The 15,610-nt window shown below is 68.8% G+C and carries 13 protein-coding genes; 6 read left to right on the plus strand and 7 right to left on the minus strand.

All coding sequences use genetic code 11. From position 1 onward, the window contains the following. Nucleotides 1–176 precede the first annotated feature (176 nt). Nucleotides 177–1,967 carry a peptide MFS transporter gene (locus tag KOF26_RS15140; protein ID WP_216326829.1) on the plus strand — a complete coding sequence of 597 codons (1,791 nt, stop codon included), beginning with the start codon at nucleotides 177–179 and terminating at the stop codon, nucleotides 1,965–1,967. A 30-nt stretch (nucleotides 1,968–1,997) separates the two neighbouring features. On the opposite strand, the gene KOF26_RS15145 is transcribed toward KOF26_RS15140, so the two are convergent. Then, nucleotides 1,998–3,905, minus strand: coding sequence for a hybrid sensor histidine kinase/response regulator (locus KOF26_RS15145; protein ID WP_216326832.1), 1,908 nt, complete (start codon nucleotides 3,903–3,905; stop codon nucleotides 1,998–2,000). 222 nt (nucleotides 3,906–4,127) lie between these two features. Here KOF26_RS15145 and ybaK point away from each other — a divergent pair, with 222 nt between their 5' ends. The 3 genes from ybaK to KOF26_RS15160 all read left to right on the plus strand — a co-directional run bounded on the left by ybaK (nucleotide 4,128) and on the right by KOF26_RS15160 (nucleotide 6,894). Then, nucleotides 4,128–4,601, plus strand: coding sequence for a Cys-tRNA(Pro) deacylase (gene ybaK / locus KOF26_RS15150; protein ID WP_216326835.1), 474 nt, complete (start codon nucleotides 4,128–4,130; stop codon nucleotides 4,599–4,601). Between the two features lie 70 nt (nucleotides 4,602–4,671). Continuing rightward, nucleotides 4,672–6,384, plus strand: coding sequence for an MFS transporter (locus KOF26_RS15155; protein WP_216326838.1), 1,713 nt, complete (start codon nucleotides 4,672–4,674; stop codon nucleotides 6,382–6,384). 114 nt (nucleotides 6,385–6,498) lie between these two features. Then, a complete protein-coding gene (locus KOF26_RS15160; protein WP_216326839.1) occupies nucleotides 6,499–6,894 on the plus strand; it encodes a response regulator in 396 nt (131 codons plus the stop codon). On the opposite strand, the gene KOF26_RS15165 is transcribed toward KOF26_RS15160, so the two are convergent. The 4 genes from KOF26_RS15165 to rnc all read right to left on the minus strand — a co-directional run bounded on the left by KOF26_RS15165 (nucleotide 6,891) and on the right by rnc (nucleotide 10,743). Beyond that, complete coding sequence (locus KOF26_RS15165) at nucleotides 6,891–8,273, minus strand: MATE family efflux transporter (protein ID WP_216326842.1); 1,383 nt, start codon at nucleotides 8,271–8,273, stop codon at nucleotides 6,891–6,893. The genes KOF26_RS15160 and KOF26_RS15165 overlap by 4 nt on opposite strands. A gap of 168 nt (nucleotides 8,274–8,441) precedes the next feature. Further along, complete coding sequence (locus KOF26_RS15170; protein ID WP_216326844.1) at nucleotides 8,442–9,071, minus strand: RBBP9/YdeN family alpha/beta hydrolase; 630 nt, start codon at nucleotides 9,069–9,071, stop codon at nucleotides 8,442–8,444. Nucleotides 9,072–9,178: 107 nt separating this feature from the next. Next, nucleotides 9,179–10,072 (minus strand): GTPase Era, encoded by an 894-nt coding sequence (gene era, locus KOF26_RS15175; RefSeq protein WP_216326846.1) that lies wholly within the window; start codon nucleotides 10,070–10,072, stop codon nucleotides 9,179–9,181. Then, on the minus strand, nucleotides 10,069–10,743 hold the full coding sequence (gene rnc, locus KOF26_RS15180) for a ribonuclease III (protein WP_216326848.1): 675 nt from the start codon (nucleotides 10,741–10,743) through the stop codon (nucleotides 10,069–10,071). The genes era and rnc overlap by 4 nt, the downstream gene beginning before the upstream one ends. A gap of 193 nt (nucleotides 10,744–10,936) precedes the next feature. On the opposite strand from rnc, the gene pgi reads away from it, so the two are divergent. Next, a complete protein-coding gene (gene pgi, locus KOF26_RS15185) occupies nucleotides 10,937–12,412 on the plus strand; it encodes a glucose-6-phosphate isomerase (protein ID WP_435876866.1) in 1,476 nt (491 codons plus the stop codon). A gap of 3 nt (nucleotides 12,413–12,415) precedes the next feature. Here pgi and KOF26_RS15190 read toward each other — a convergent pair whose 3' ends face one another. Next, the gene (locus tag KOF26_RS15190; protein WP_253201497.1) at nucleotides 12,416–13,390 is read right to left on the minus strand and encodes an amidohydrolase family protein; all 975 of its coding nucleotides are present in this window, start codon (nucleotides 13,388–13,390) and stop codon (nucleotides 12,416–12,418) included. Nucleotides 13,391–13,529: 139 nt separating this feature from the next. On the opposite strand from KOF26_RS15190, the gene gor reads away from it, so the two are divergent. Beyond that, nucleotides 13,530–14,876 carry a glutathione-disulfide reductase gene (gene gor / locus KOF26_RS15195; RefSeq protein ID WP_216326855.1) on the plus strand — a complete coding sequence of 449 codons (1,347 nt, stop codon included), beginning with the start codon at nucleotides 13,530–13,532 and terminating at the stop codon, nucleotides 14,874–14,876. Here gor and cuyB read toward each other — a convergent pair. Then, a complete protein-coding gene (gene cuyB, locus KOF26_RS15200) occupies nucleotides 14,873–15,556 on the minus strand; it encodes a cysteate racemase (RefSeq protein ID WP_216326857.1) in 684 nt (227 codons plus the stop codon). The genes gor and cuyB overlap by 4 nt on opposite strands. Nucleotides 15,557–15,610: the final 54 nt, after the last annotated feature.

Below are 15,610 nucleotides of genomic sequence, written 5' to 3' on the forward strand. Positions count from 1 at the left end.
TACTGTCCTAATACAGCAGGGCGCGTCAAGCGGTCTGCGCGCTGTTTCGGTTGGCTCGTCGCCCTCACGCGATCAGTTGCGCCACACGCAATCCCTTCACAGCGCCGAATTCGTCGCTAGTCTGGCCTCCCATGCCGGGCTGCTATGCCCATTTCCCGATATTTTAGGACGTTTGCATGGAAACTCCCACCGCCGATACGCCGGCCGAGCCGGATATCAGCCATGTCAATCCGGCCGCAGGCGAGACCTGGTTCGGCCATCCCCGCCAGCTCGCCCGCCTGTTCACCACCGAAATGTGGGAGCGGTTCGGCTATTACGGCATGCGCGCGCTGCTGACGCTCTATCTCGCCCAGCATTTCCTGTTCGACGACACCACCACCACCGGGCTTTATGGCGGCTTCACCGCGCTGGTCTATATGACGCCGCTGGCCGGCGGCCTGATCGCGGACCGTTACCTCGGCTCCAAGAAATCGGTGAAGTTCGGTGCCGTGCTGATGTCGCTCGGTTATTTCATCCTCTGCTTCGGCGGGGAGACCGCCAGGCCCTATGCGATGATCGACGGCACCCGCTATGAAGTGCAGATCGATCGCTCGACGCCGGCCAACCAGCAATATGTGCTCGACGGCGGGCGCCGCCTCGCCATTCGCGGCAACGAGGACGGCTCGGTGACGCTCACCGCGCCGGACGGGCAGGTGGCGCGCAGCATTGCGCGCGGCGGGTTCGAGCCGCGCGGCGAGCGATCGCAATTCTATGTGATGCTGATGCTGATCGGCCTGTCGCTGGTGACGATCGGCAACGGCTTCTTCAAGCCGAATATCAGCACCATCGTCGGCACCCTCTATCCCCCCGGCGACCAGCGTCGCGACGCCGGCTTCACCATCTTCTACATGGGCATCAATCTCGGCTCCTTCTTCTCCCAGCTGCTTTGCCCGTGGCTGGCCATGACGGTGGGCTGGTGGGCCGGCTTCGGGCTCGCGGCGATCGGCATGCTCTGCTCCTGGGCCCTGATCCAGTTCGACGGCGGCAAGCTCGCCGGCTATGGCGAGCCGCCCGATGGACAGGTGAGGGATCGTTCGCTGCCGATCTATATCGGCGCCGTCCTGTGTGTGCCGGTGGCGTGGTTCCTATTCGTCAACCTGCTGGATTCGCCGGCGCCGGCCCATGGGGCAGGCATCATCGCCTATCTGCTGGCGCTGCCGATCATGGGCAAGGCGCTGTTCGGCACCTTCCTCGTCACCGTACCGGGCATTCTCATCTGGTCGTGGAAAGCGGGCAGCCGCGCCGAGTTCCAGATGATGGCGGCGGCGATGGTGATGATCGTGTTCAACGTCGTGTTCTGGACGCTGTTCGAGCAGGCCGGGTCCTCGCTGACCCTGTTCGCCGATCGCAACACCGATCTATCCATCTTCGGCCTGTTCACCATCTCCGCGGGCCAGACTCAGTTCTTCAACGCCGTTTTCATCGTCATGCTGGCGCCGTTCTTCTCGATCCTCTGGAACGGGCTGGCAAAGCGGGGGCTGGAGCCCGCCACCCCGACCAAGTTCGGCGTGGCGCTGATCGGCGTTGGGCTCGGCTTTCTCGCGCTGGTGTGGGGGACCCATTTCGCCGGCGCGGATTTCCGCGTGTCGGTGTGGTGGCTGGCGCTGCTCTACCTGATCCACTCGGCCGCGGAGCTGTGCATCTCGCCGGTGGGCCTGTCGATGATCACCAAATTGTCGATCGCGCGCATCGTCGGCATGATGATGGGCATGTGGTGGCTTTCGGTGTCCTGCGCGCAATATGTCGCGGGTGCCATCGCCCAGGTCGCCTCGGTCGAGACGGTGGGCGGGCAGGTCACGAACCTCAAGGTCAGTCTGGAAACCTATGCTGGCGTGTTCTGGACGATCGGGCTCGCCGCAGCCGGGCTCGGCGCGTTGCTGCTCATGCTGTCGCCGCTGATCCGCCGCTGGATGCACGGTGTAAACTGAAGGGCCGGGCCGGGGAGCGCCGCCCCGGCCTCACCGCTTGCGGACGGCGCCGAGCGTCCGCGAGACGGCCTGCACCAGTGAGCGCGCGCCATAGGGCTTCTGGATGATCTGGAAGCCGGCCGCCTCGCCATTGGCCACCTCGTTGCTGTAGCCGGTCGCGAGCAGGATCGGCTGATCGGGCATGTCCGCCTTCAGGCGCCGCGCGAATTCAAGGCCGCCCATGCCGGGCATGACGATGTCGGAGAAGACGAGGTCGAAGCGCCGGTCATGCAACGCCGCCAGCGCTTCCTCGGCGGTGGCCACCTCGCTGACGTCGGCGTGCAGATCCTCCAGCAGGGCGCGGGCGAACTGGCGGACATTGTCATTGTCCTCGACGACGAGCACGTCGAGCCGCTCCCACTCCGCCTCCGGGGCGGGCAGCATCGCCTCGCTGCCGGGGCTGGTGCCCTCCGCGCGCGGGAGGATCAGGCGCAGCGAGGTGCCCGCGCCCGGGGCCGAGCTGATCTCGGCGCGACCGCCGGTCTGCGCGGCGAAGCCGTGGATCTGGCTGAGGCCGAGCCCGGTGCCCTTGCCAACCGGCTTGGTGGTGAAGAACGGCTCGAACACGCGCGACAGCAACACCGGCGGGATGCCCTGGCCGGTGTCCGTCATCGTGATGCAGACATTGCCTTCCTCGGTCAGATTTCGGGCGGTGATGGTCAGCCGGCCGCCGTCGGGCATGGCATCCCGGGCGTTGAAGGCGGCGTTGAGCAGCGCCGTCTCCAGTTCGGCGGCGTCGGCCTCGATCGACCATAGATCGGGCGCGGTTTCCAGCGAGACCTCGATGCGGCTGCCGAGCGTCCGCGAAAGCACCTCGCAGAACGCATCCAGCCGCACGCCGAGCACGATCAACTCGGGCTTCAGCGCCTGGCGCCGGCCAAAGGCGAGCAGCCGGCTGGTCAGCGTCGCCGCGCGATCGGCGGTCTCGGCGATGGCGCGCGAATAGAGTCGGCGCTTCTCGAGCGGCAGATCTTCCTTCTGCAACAGTTCGGCCGAGCCGCGGATCACGGTGATGAGATTGTTGAAATCATGCGCGATGCCGCCGGTCAGCTCACCGAGGGCCTGCATCTTCTGCGACTGGAACAGGGCGGCCCGCGCCTCCTCGAGCTCCTCCTGCGCGCGGCGGCGCTCGGTGATGTCGCGGGTGATCTTGGCGAAGCCGATCACCTGGCCCTCCTCGTCCCGGATCGGGTCGATGACGACATTGGCCCAGAATCGCGAGCCGTCCTTGCGCACCCGCTCGGCCTCGCGTTCGTAGCGTCCTTCGCGCAGCGCCGTCTCCAGCGCCCGCGCCGGCTCGCCGGCGGCACGGTCCTCCTCGGTGTAGAAGCGCGAGAAATGGGAGCCGATGATCTCGTCGGCCTTATATCCCTTGATCGCCTCGGCCCCGGCATTCCAGTTGGTGATGCGCCCGTCGGGGTCGAGCATGTAGATGGCATAGTCGCGGACGCCTTGGATCAGCAGGCGGAAGCGCTGCTCGCTGGCGAACAGCTCACGCTCGGCCTCGTGACGCTCGGTGATGTCGCGGGTGATCTTGGCGAAGCCGAGCAGCCTGCCGTCCTCGGTCCGGATCGGGTCGACGACGACATGAACCCAGATCTCGCTGCCGTCCTTGCGCACGCGCCGGCCTTCGCCCTCGTAGCGGCCCTGCTCTGCGGCGGTGCGCAGGATATGCGCGGGCTTGCCGGCGGCGCGATCCTCGTCGGTGAAGAAACGCGAGAAATGAGCGCCGATGATCTCGCCGGCCTCATATCCCTTGAAACGGCGCGCGCCGGGGTTCCACGTCGCGACATGGCCGCCCACGTCGAGCATGTAGATCGCATAATCGGTGACGGCATTGACGAGCAGCTGGAAGCGCTGCTCCTCCGAGATGATGTCGGGAAGTGAGGATCTGGTCATATCGATTTCAGACGCCAGACCATCCACATCGGCTTTCGTTCCCTCCATGCGCGATCAGGCTCGATTTCCTCCAGTGCGCGCGCCCCATCGGCCGACGGCGCGCTTCACGCTGATAAAGGAGATGATGTTTACAATGTCTTGGTTTTTGCGCCCGGCGCAAGTGCTCAACCGCCTCGACGCGCCGAGTGCGCGCTGGCATGGCCAGCGCAACTGGAGGCCGATATGTCGCGGGTGACCCGTGGAACGCAGATGCTGGATCGGGCGGGCATCGCCTTCGCCGTCCAAAGCTATGATTATGATCCGGAGGCCGACAGCATCGGCCTGCAAGCGGCGGACGCGCTGGGCGAGGCGCCGCAGCGGGTGCTCAAGACGCTGATGGCGTTGGCCGACGACCGGCCGGTCTGCGCGATCCTCCCCTCGGATCGCGAGGTTGCCATGAAAAGGCTGGCGGCGGCGGTCGGCGCAAAATCCGCGCGAATGATGAAGCCCGCCGACGCCGAGCGGGTGACCGGCTACAAGGTCGGCGGGATCAGCCCGTTCGGCCAGATGCGTCGTGTCCCCGTGGTCATCGAGACGGCGGCGATGGCCGAACCCTATGTGTACATCAACGCCGGCCAGCGCGGCCTGCAGGTGCGGCTGGCGCCGGCGGATGCCGCGGCGGCGCTGGGCGCGATCGTGGCGCCGCTGGCCGCCTGACATGAGGGCGGCAACCCTCCCGCCGGTCGACCGTTAGCCGGGTGCGCGCGGGGTGAGGATGCAAGGCGGCATGAGCGAGGCAGGCGAGCGCGAGGTGGCGGCCGGGGTGGCGGACGTGATCGCGCCCGGCCCGGTGCCCGATCCGCCGGCCTCGCCGCTTCGCGTGCCGATCTTCCGGGCGGTGTGGGTGTCGAGCCTGATCTCCAATTTCGGCGGCCTCATCCAGTCGGTCGGCGCGGCGTGGCTGATGACCTCGCTGACCAGCTCGCAGGAGATGATCGCGCTGGTCCAGTCGTCCAACGCGCTCCCGATCATGCTGCTGTCGCTATGGGCGGGCGCGGTGGCGGACAATCTCGACCGGCGCATCGTCATGCTCTGCGCGCAGGGCTTCATGCTGCTCGTCTCGGTGGCGCTGGCGGTGTGCGCCTGGGCCGGCGTCCTGACGCCGTGGCTGCTGCTCGCCTTCACCTTCCTGATCGGGTGTGGCACCGCGCTGAACGGGCCGGCCTGGCAGGCCTCGGTCGGCGACATGGTGCCGCGATCGGTGCTGCCGGGCGCCGTGGCGCTGAACAGCATGGGCTTCAACATCGCGCGCAGCGTCGGGCCGGCGATCGGCGGCGCGATCGTCGCGGCGGCGGGCGCGGCGGCGGCGTTCCTGATCAATGCGGTCAGCTATGTCGGGCTGATCGCGGTGCTGGCGCGCTGGCGCCCGGCCTATGCGCCGCGCCTCTTGCCGCGCGAGCAGCTCGGCGACGCGATGGGGGCGGGGCTGCGCTATGTCGCGATGTCGCCCAATCTGCGCGTCGTGCTGCTGCGTGCCCTGCTGTTCGGCGCGGCGGCAGCGGCAATCCCCTCGCTGATGCCGGTGGTGGCGCGGCAGATGATGACCGGCGGGCCGTTCGTCTATGGAGCCTTGCTCGGCGCCTTCGGGGCGGGCGCGGTCGGCGGCGCGTTCGCCAGCGTGCGGCTCAGGCGGCGGCTGGCGTCCGAGACGATCGTGCGCGTCGCCTCGCTCGGCCTCGCCTTCGGCGCGGCGGTGGTGGGGATGAGCGGCACGCTGGCGCTGACCCTGCCGGCGCTGGCCTGCGCCGGCGCTGGCTGGGTGCTGGCGCTTTCCACCTTCAACGTCACCGTGCAGATGACGGCGCCGCGCTGGGTGGTGGCGCGCGGCCTCGCGCTTTACCAGATGTCGGCCTTTGGCGGCATGGCGGTGGGGAGCTGGCTGTTCGGCGTGCTCGCCGACGGGCGCGGCGTCGAGCTGGCCTTGTTCACCGCCGCCGGGCTGCAGGTGGCGGGCGTGGTGCTTGGGCTGCGCATGCCGCTGCCGCCGATCGAGAATCTCAACCTCGATCCGTTGAGCCGCTGGACCGAGCCGCGCACCGAAGTCCCGGTTGAGCCGCGCAGCGGCCCGATCGTGGTGACCATCGAATATCGCATCGCCGAGGCCGACATCGCCGAATTCCTTGGCCTGATGAACGAGCGCCGCCGCATTCGCCGCCGCGACGGCGCGCGCGAATGGACCTTGCTTCGTGACCTCGGCGATCGCGAGATGTGGGTGGAGCGCTATAGCGTGCCGACCTGGCTCGATTATGTGCGGCACAACCAGCGCCGCACCCAGGCGGATGCGGACAATAGCGACCGCATCCGCGCCCTCCACCGCGGCGAGGCGCCGCCCGTCGTGCATCGCCGCATCGAGCGCCAGACCGGCTCGTTGCCGGTGACCCGTACGCCGAGCCCGCGCGAGCTGGCCGACCCGATGACGGACCCGACCCGCTCGTCATGAGCGGCGCGGGGGCGGGGGGATCTTGGCTAATGAGCCGTGGACGGCGGCGATTAGGCGGTTAGAAACGATCCGGTTGCAGTGAGGCCGCATGACAGGCGGTCCGGGGGGTGTCGGATGAGGTCTCACTACGATTATGCCAACGTCTCCGGGCTTGAGGGTCTGCGCGTCCTCGTGGTCGAGGATGAGCCGATGGTGGCGATGACGCTGGAGGATGCGCTCGCCGAGTTCGGCTGCAAGCTCGTCGCCGTGGCCGAGACGGTGGCCGAGGCGCTGGCCGCGGTCGAACAGGCGCCGGCGATCGATGTTGCGGTGCTCGACGTCAATCTCGGCGGGGAGAAGGTGTTTCCGGTGGCCGATGCGCTCGGCGCGCGCGGCGTGCCCTTCGCCTTCTCGACCGGCTATGGGCCCGCCGATCTCACCCAGCGCTATCCGGGCAGCGGCCTGCTCAACAAGCCTTATCCGCCACTCGCCCTCGCCCGCACCCTGACGGAGCTGGCGCAGCAGCGTTAGGCGCCGATCAGCGCCTCGCGCCGGTGCCAGCGGGCCAGCAGCAGCACCGCGACGACGGTGAGGCCGGTGGCCAGCCCGATCCACACCCCCGTGCCCTTCATGCCGAGCGGGAAGGCGAGCGCGGTGCCGACGCCGATGCCGATCACCCAATAGCCGATGCCGGCGAAGATCATCGGCACGCGGGTGTCCTGGATGCCGCGCAAGATGCCGGCGCCGATCGCCTGGATGCAATCCGACAGCTGGAACACCGCCGCCACCGCCAGGAAGATGCAGGCGAGGCGCACCACCTCGGCATTGGCCGGAGCCGCGACATCGAGGAAGACGGACACCAGCAGCTGCGGCACGGCGAGGATGATCGCCGCTGCGACCAGCGCATAAAGCGCCCCCAGCGCCAGCGCCGACCAGCCGGCCCGGCCGAGGGCGGCGTGATCGCCCCGGCCATAAGCGAGCCCGACCCGCACCGTGCCCGCCTGCCCGATCCCCATCGGCACCATGAAGGACAGCGAGGCGATCTGGATGGCCACGGCATGGGCGGCGAGGGACGCGGCGTCGATCAGCCCCATCAGGAACACGGCGGCGTTGAACACCGTCACCTCCAGCCCCTGGATGACGGCGATCGGCAGCCCGATCCGCCACACGGCGCGGAAGCGCGGCCAGTCCGGCACCCACAGCCGGCCGAACAAGTGATAGCGCCGGAAATTGCGGTCGGTGAGCACCGCCAGGATCATGGCCGCGAGCATGAACAGCGACGACAGCGTGCTCGCCAGGCCCGCGCCGAACAGCCCGAGCGCCGGCATGCCGAGTTTGCCGAAGATCAATATCCATCCGGCCGCCAGGTTGACCGGAATGGTGAGCGCGATGACGATCACCGCCGAGAGAGGGCGTTCCAGAGCGGTGACGAAGTTGCGCAGCGTCAGGAACGCGAAATAGGGCAGCAGCGCCCATTGCAGGCCGCGCAGCAGCTTCCCCGCCTCGGTGGCGAGCGCCGGCTCCTGACCGAGCAGGATGAGCAGCGCTTCCCCGTGCCAGAGGATAAGCCAGCTGGGCACGCAGATCATCGCGCCCGCCCACAGCGTCTGGCGCACGGTGCGCCGGATATCGCGTACCGAGTGCCGCCGCCGTCCGCGCTCGGCGGCGATCAGCGGCGAGGCGGCATTGGTGAGGCCGATGCCGAAGATCATGAAGGCGGTATAGATATTGAGCGCCAGCGCGCCCGCCGCCACCGCCCGCGACCCAAGCCGGCCGAGCAGCAGCAGGTCCGTCGCCGCAATGGTCGACCAGGCGAGATTGCCGGCGACCAGCGGCAACGCCAGCGCGACCAGCGCGCGTGCCTCCCCCAGCCATGGCCGGAGAGCCGATCCGGAGTCCGTGCGTTGCATCGGCGCTTGGTTAGCGGACGATGGCGGTTTCTCAAGTCGCTCCGTGCGGATCGTCACGCGGCTCGCCGTCGGCACGCGCGTTCCCACCGGAGCCCCGGGCTGGCCCCGGCCGGTCGCGCCGCGGAGGCGAGGCGCGCCGCCGGGGCGCAGCTAAGAGGAACGCGAGGCTCAGCTCGCGTGGAGATGATGCGCCAGGCGCGAGGCGGGCCGCGAATAGTGCGACAGCTCGTTGCTTTCGTCGATGAGCAGCTCGAGAAGCTGCTGGCCGGCACGCCACTCGCCCAGTTCGGAAGCGGCGTTGATATGGCCGGCCGGGCCGACATTGACGAAGTCCGCCAGCCAGGCGCCGGCCATCTCCCGCGAGCGTTCGAGACGCGCATAGGGATCGTCCTCGCTCGCCACCACGATCGCCGGGAAGGGCAGCGCGGCCCCGGGCATCGGCGCGAAGCGGGCGATGCGCGGGTCGAGCCCCCTCGCGCTGAGGTCGGGCGGCGCGACCAGCAGCGCGCCGCGCACCCGGCCGAGCACCTCCGCACCGAGAAACTTGGTCCACCACGCCACCGCCAGGCAGCCGAGGCTGTGGGCGGCAAGGATCACCGGCCCGCGTGCGCCGGCGACCGCCTGCTCGATGGCGCTGACCCAGATGTTGCGGTCGGGCTCGTTCCAGCAGCCGAGCTGGACGCGCCGGCAGTCATGCCGGGTGCGTTCCCAGATGCTCTGCCAATGGTTCGGCCCGGAATTTCCGAGGCCGGGGATCGTCAGGCACAAAGGCGCACGGCGTAGCTCGTCCTCGAACATGGTTCACCTCGCAGACCGGGGCAGACCTGTTGCTATATCCCAGTGCGGGACTAGGGAAAAGCCGGAGTCGTCGCAGCCGCGCCACTTGTCGGCGCGCGGCGGGCGTATCAGTCCACCCAGTCCAGCCCGATCTCGCGATAGAGGTCGCGGTCATCCGGCCAGTCCGGATCGACCTTGACGTGCAGGAACAGGTGGACCTTGCGGCCGAGCAGCTGCGCGAACTCCTCGCGTGCCGATTCCCCGATCGTGCGGATACGGGCGCCGGCCTTGCCGAGCACGATCGCCTTCTGGCTGGGGCGGGCGACCTTGATCTGCTGGTGGATCGCCACCGAACCGTCTCGCCGCTCCTCATATTTCTCGGTCTCGACGGCGCAGGCATAAGGAAGCTCGTCGTGGAGCTGGAGGTAGATCTGCTCGCGCGTCACCTCGGCGGCGAGCATGCGGTCGGTGGCGTCCGACACCTGATCCTCGGGGAAATGCCACGGGCCTTCGGGCACCAGACCGGCAAGCATCGCCTTGAGGTCGGCGATGCCGTCGCCGGTGGCGGCAGAGACCATGAAGATGTGCAGCGGCTGCAGCGCCCGGTCCAGCTCGGTCGCCAGCGCGAACAGCGTTTCCTTGGCGGTCACGTCCACCTTGTTGAGGATGACGATGCGCGGCTCCTCGCGCTCGGCGATCGTTTCGACGAGGTTGCGGATGCGCTTGGTGAGGCCGGTCTTGGCGTCGACCACCAGCGCGATGGCGTCAGCGTCCTGCGCCCCGCCCCACGCGGCGGCGACCATTGCCCGGTCGAAACGGCGCTCGGCCTCGAAGATGCCGGGGGTGTCGACGAGCAGGATCTGGCTTTCGCCGGCCAGCGCGATGCCCATCAGCCGCACCCGCGTCGTCTGCGCCTTGGGGCTGACGATGGCCACCTTCTGCCCGACCAGCGCGTTGACGAGGGTGGATTTGCCGGCGTTCGGCGCGCCGACGATCGCGATCAGGCCGCAACGCTGTGTCATCGTCCTACCTCGCCAAGCAATGCCCGCGCCGCCGCCGTCTCGGCCTCCTGCTTGGAGGTGCCCTCGGCGCTGGCGGTGGCGCGGCCGGGGATTTCCACCGACACGGTAAAGCGCGGCGCATGATGCGGGCCGGCGCGACCGACCAGCGCATAGACCGGCGGGCGGAAGCCCTTTTCCGCGGCCCATTCCTGCAGCGCCGATTTGGGATGCTTCGGCGCGCGATCCTGATGCTCGACAAGGTCGGCCCAGTGGCGGCGGACGAAATCGCGCGCCGCCTCCAGCCCGCCTTCGAGGAACAGCGCGCCGATCAGCGCCTCGACGACGTCTCCCAGCACATAGTCGCTGTCCGAGGCGCCATCGTCACGCGCCTGCTTGCCGAGGCGAACATGCGCGCCGACACTCATCGACCGGGCGATTTCGGCGCACGTCTCGCCGGAAACCAGCGCGTTCAGCCGGCGCGACAATTTGCCCTCGGGCTCGTTTGGAAACAGCGCGTAGAGCCAGTCAGCCATGACCAGCCCGAGCACGCGATCGCCAAGGAATTCCAGCCGTTCATAGCTCTCTCCCGACGGGTGCGAGCCATGGGTGAGGGCGCGGATGAACGGCGCCGGATCGACCGGGCGGCGGCCAAGCGCCTGCTCCAGCCACGAGACAAGTGCGTCTTCGGACATTCGCGACGCCCTAGCGGATCATGGCGCCCGGCTCTAGGGTCTGATCGCAATAAGGCCAACAGCCGACCACTCGTCGCAGGGGCAATCCCGGCATTGGCCTTGGCGCGTTCAGACCCTAGGTCTGATCGGGAGTGTTAACGAGTCGAGGAGGTCAGGGGTGACGGACGGAACGATCGAAGCCGCCTGGAAAGCGATCGAGGGCGAGGGCGCGGACACGCTCACGGCGCTGTTCGAGACGGAGCCGGATCGGCTGTCGCGGCTGGTGGTGGAGGAAGCGGGCATTCGCTTCGATTTCGCCAAGACGCATCTGTCGCGTGGCCTGCTCGACAAGTTCGTGGCGCTCGCCGAGGCGACCGGTTTCGCCAAGGCACGCGATGCGCTGTTCGCGGGCGAGGTAGTCAATACCAGCGAGGGCCGCGCCGCCGAGCATCCGGCCGAGCGCGGCTCGGGCGCGCCGGACAGCGTGGCGCGGGCGCGCAGCCTGCACCAGCGCATGCGCGCGCTGATCGACGCCATCGAGGCGGAGGCGATGGGCCCGATCGCGCATGTGCTGCACATCGGCATTGGCGGATCGGCGCTGGGGCCGCATCTGCTCATCGACGCGCTCGGCCGCGACGCCGATCGCTATGACGTGGAGGTCGTCTCCAATGTCGACGGCGCCGCGCTCGAGGCGGCGTTCCGCCGCTTCGATCCGCAGGCGACGCTCGTCGCCGTCGCCTCGAAGACCTTCACGACCACCGAGACGATGCTGAACGCGCGCTCGGCGCTGGCCTGGCTGGAGGAGGGCGGCGTCGAGGATCCGTTCGGGCGCGTCGTCGCGCTCACCGCAGCGCCGGACAAGGCGATCGAGTGGGGCGTCGACGAGACGCGCATCCTGCCGTTCGGCGAAAGCGTCGGCGGGCGCTATTCGCTGTGGTCGTCGATCGGCTTCCCTGCGGCGCTGGCGCTCGGCTGGGACGGCTTCGAGTCCCTGCTCGAGGGCGCGGCGGCGATGGACCGCCATTTCCGGCTGGCCCCGCCGACCCGCAACGCCCCGCTGCTCGCCGCCTTCGTCGATCGGCTCTATGCCAATGTGAAGGGCTGCGAGACGCGCGGCCTGTTCGCCTATGACGAGCGGCTGCGCCTGCTGCCCTCCTACCTCCAGCAGCTGGAGATGGAATCGAACGGCAAGAGCGTGACCCGCGACGGCCAGCCCGTCGGTCGCGCCACCGCGCCAATCACCTGGGGCGGGGTCGGCACCGATGCCCAGCATGCCGTGTTCCAGCTGCTCCATCAGGGCACGCATCTGGTGCCGGTGGAGTTCATCGCCTCGATCGAGGCCGGCGATACGCTGGACGAGGCGCATCACCGCCAGCTGCTCGTCAACTGCTTCGCGCAAGGGGCGGCGCTGATGGCCGGCCGCGCCAATGCCGAGGATCCGGCCCGCGCCTATCCGGGCAACCGGCCGTCGACCACGCTGCTGCTCGATCGTGTCGACCCGGCGACGCTCGGCGCGCTCATCGCCTTCTACGAGCACCGGACGTTCGCCAATGCCGCTCTGCTCGGCATCAATCCGTTCGATCAGTTCGGCGTGGAGCTTGGCAAGGAAATCGCGCGCAGCCTCGATTCCGGCGGCACCGACGCCTTCGACAGCTCGACCAAGGCACTGCTGGCAAGGATATCGGGCTGACCCTCAGCGGATGAAGGACAGGCGATTGCCGGCAATCTGTCGCAGCTCGGATCGGCTGAGGCCCAGCCGGGTGGTGATCAGGCCCCAGGTCTGGCCGATGGATGGCATGCCCGGCGCGACCAGCAGATCAGAGCCGTAGAGCGTGCGGCTCGGGCCGATCTGCCGGATGCGCCGGGCGATGCGTTGCGCATCCTCGTCGCTGCTCTCCGGCGTGAAGATCGTCGCCATGTCGAACCAGGTCCGCCGGAGCCGTGGGTCGTGGCGCGCGACCGCTGCGGCGAAGACCGCCATCACTTCGTCCGCCTGCTCGGGATAACCCGGACCCGCCCCGCCGAAATGGGCGACGATGACGTCGCTGCCGGCGGCGCGCGGCAGCAGATGTTCGATGAACAGCGCGGCGTCGGGACCACCGAAATTCTCGCCCCCGCGAGCGCGCATGTGGACGAGGACAGGCGCGCCCGCCGCGCCGGCGGCTGCGAATATCTCCTCCATGCGCGCCAGATGCCGGGGGTTGCGCAGCGACACGCCGCTATTGCCGAAATGGAGCTTGAGGCCGATCATCCCGGGCAGCGCGAGGCAGCGCCGGATTTCGCGCAGGGCGTCGTCGCGTAGCGGGTTCACGCCGCAGAAGCCGACCAGCCTGCCGCCGCTGCCCGCGACCTCGGCTGACGTCCAGTCATTCTCCTCGCGGGTCAGCCGGTCCGGATCGGGCAGCCCCTTGCGCTCGTCGGCCATGCTGTAGCCGGTCGAAAGGACGACGGCGCGCTCCACCCCGGCTTCGTCCATGCGGCGGATCAGCGCCGCGGCGTCGAACACGGGCAGCGACACGATGCGCGAGAAGGCCGGGCTCACCAGATGCTGGTGATAGTCGACCCGCGGCGCACCGGACGGGGGCGAGGCCGGCGCCGCCGTCACCGGCGTAGCGGCGAACAGGGGAAAGAGGGCGAAGACGGCGAAGATGGCGCGGGCATGTGTCATAGTCACATAATACACCTTCTGCGCCAAGGCTCAATTCCAGCGCACGTCCGGGGGGCGATCACGCTGATCGGGTTTCGCCATTTGCGGTAACCGGGCTGAGACCCTAGGTGGCTCCACCACTGCCTTGCGGAGCGCTTGAATGGCCGAGTTCGACTATGATCTTTTCGTCATCGGCGGCGGATCGGGCGGCGTGCGGGCCTCGCGGGTGGCGGCGGCCCATGGCGCCAGGGTGGCGGTGGCCGAGGAATATCGCATCGGCGGCACCTGCGTGATCCGCGGCTGCGTGCCGAAGAAGCTGCTCATCTATGGCGCGCACTTCGCCGAGGACCTTGCCGATGCCCGCCGCTTTGGCTGGGACGTGCCGAAATGCGATTTCGAGTGGCCGGTGCTGCGCGACAATGTGCTGTCCGAAGTCACCCGGCTGGAGGGCATCTACGCCGAGATGATGGCGAATAACGGCGTCGCGCTGATCAAGGAGCGCGCCACCGTCACCGGCCCGCACGACATCCGTCTCGCCTCGGGCAGCACCGTCACCGCGCGGACCATCCTGGTCGCCACCGGCGCGCGGCCGGACGTGCCGGATGTGCCCGGGCACGAGCTGGGCATCACCTCCAACGAGGCCTTTCATCTGGAGCGACTGCCGCGCCGCATCGTCATCGCCGGCGGCGGCTATATCGCCAACGAGTTCGCCGGCATCTTCCACCAGCTCGGCGCGCATGTGATCCTGCTCAACCGCAGCGAGACGATCCTGCGCGGCTACGACCAGCAGGTCGTCGACCGGCTGATGCAGATCTCGACCGCCAAGGGCATTGAGTTCCGCTTCAATGCCGGGATGCAGAAGATCGAGAAGGACGATGCCGATTGCCTGCACGTCCATGTCACCAATCACGAGCCGATCGTCTGCGATGCGCTGATGTTTGCCACGGGCCGGCGCCCCAACACCGAGGGGCTGGGGCTGGAGACGGCCGGCGTCGAGCTGACCGGGCGCGGCGCGGTGAAGGTCGATGAGGATAATCGCTCGACCTGTCCCAGCATCTATGCCGTCGGCGACGTCACCGATCGCGTGCAGCTGACCCCGGTCGCCATCCGCGAGGGGCAGGCCTTTGCCGACACCGTGTTCGGCAACCGGCCGCATCGCGTCGATTATCACTGCATCCCGTCGGCGGTGTTCAGCCATCCGCCGCTGGCCGGCGTCGGCCTCACCGAGTCCGAGGCGCGTAACAAATATGGCGCGGTGAAGGTCTACACTTCGGATTTCCGGCCGATGAAGAACGTGCTTGCCGGCCGCAATGAGCGCGCGCTCTACAAGATGGTCGTCCATCCGGACAATGGCCGCATCCTCGGCCTGCACATGATCGGTCCCGATGCGCCGGAGATATTGCAGGCCGCGGCGGTGGCGGTGAAGGCGGGGCTCACCAAGGCGCAGTTCGACCAGACCATCGCGCTTCACCCGACAATGGCGGAGGAGCTGGTGCTGCTGCGTTAGCCGGCGGACGCCAGCGCCAGCGTGGCGGCGACAAGGATGTCGGTGGTGCTGAGCAGCGGCGCCGCGACATCGCCGCCGTCGAGCACCAGCGGCACCTCCGTGCAGCCGGCGACGACCGCCTGGGCACCGGCATCGACGAGCGTGGCTGCGAATGCGGCCATCTCGGCGCGGGCCTTGGCGCTCGTGTCGCCGGCCTTGATGCGGTAGATCAGCGCCATGAAATGCGCTTGCGCCTCGGCCGGCAGCAGCACCGGCTCCGGCAGATAGGGCTGGTAAAGGCCGGCGGCGAGCGTACCGTCGACGGCGAGCAGGCCGACGCGGCGCGCCTCCGGGTGGCGGGCGGCGAGCGCGGCGCCGGTCTCCTCGATCATCGACACGAACGGGATCGAGACGGCGGCACGGATGTCAGCGGTATAGGCATGGGCGGCATTGCACGGCATGGCGAGCAGCGTCGCGCCCTGCCTCTCCAGCCCACGGGCCATGCCGGCCAGCACCGGGCCGGGCGGGCTCGCCTCGCCGGCCGCGGCGCGGTTGCGATTGGGAACATGCGGGTTGCAGTCGACGAGGATGCGGTAATGATCCTCGTCGCGCTGGGCGGGGGTGGCGGCGAGCAGGCGGGCCATGAAGTCCACCGTCGCTGCCGGGCCCATGCCGCCCAATATGCCGATCACGCCCTTCATGCGCGGGTGGCCTCGTCGGCGACGAGCAGGTCGGCCTCTTCGCCGGCATGGCGC

Origin of the sequence: Sphingomonas quercus (genome assembly GCF_018863195.1) — a bacterium.
GTDB lineage: Bacteria > Pseudomonadota > Alphaproteobacteria > Sphingomonadales > Sphingomonadaceae > Solisphingomonas > Solisphingomonas quercus.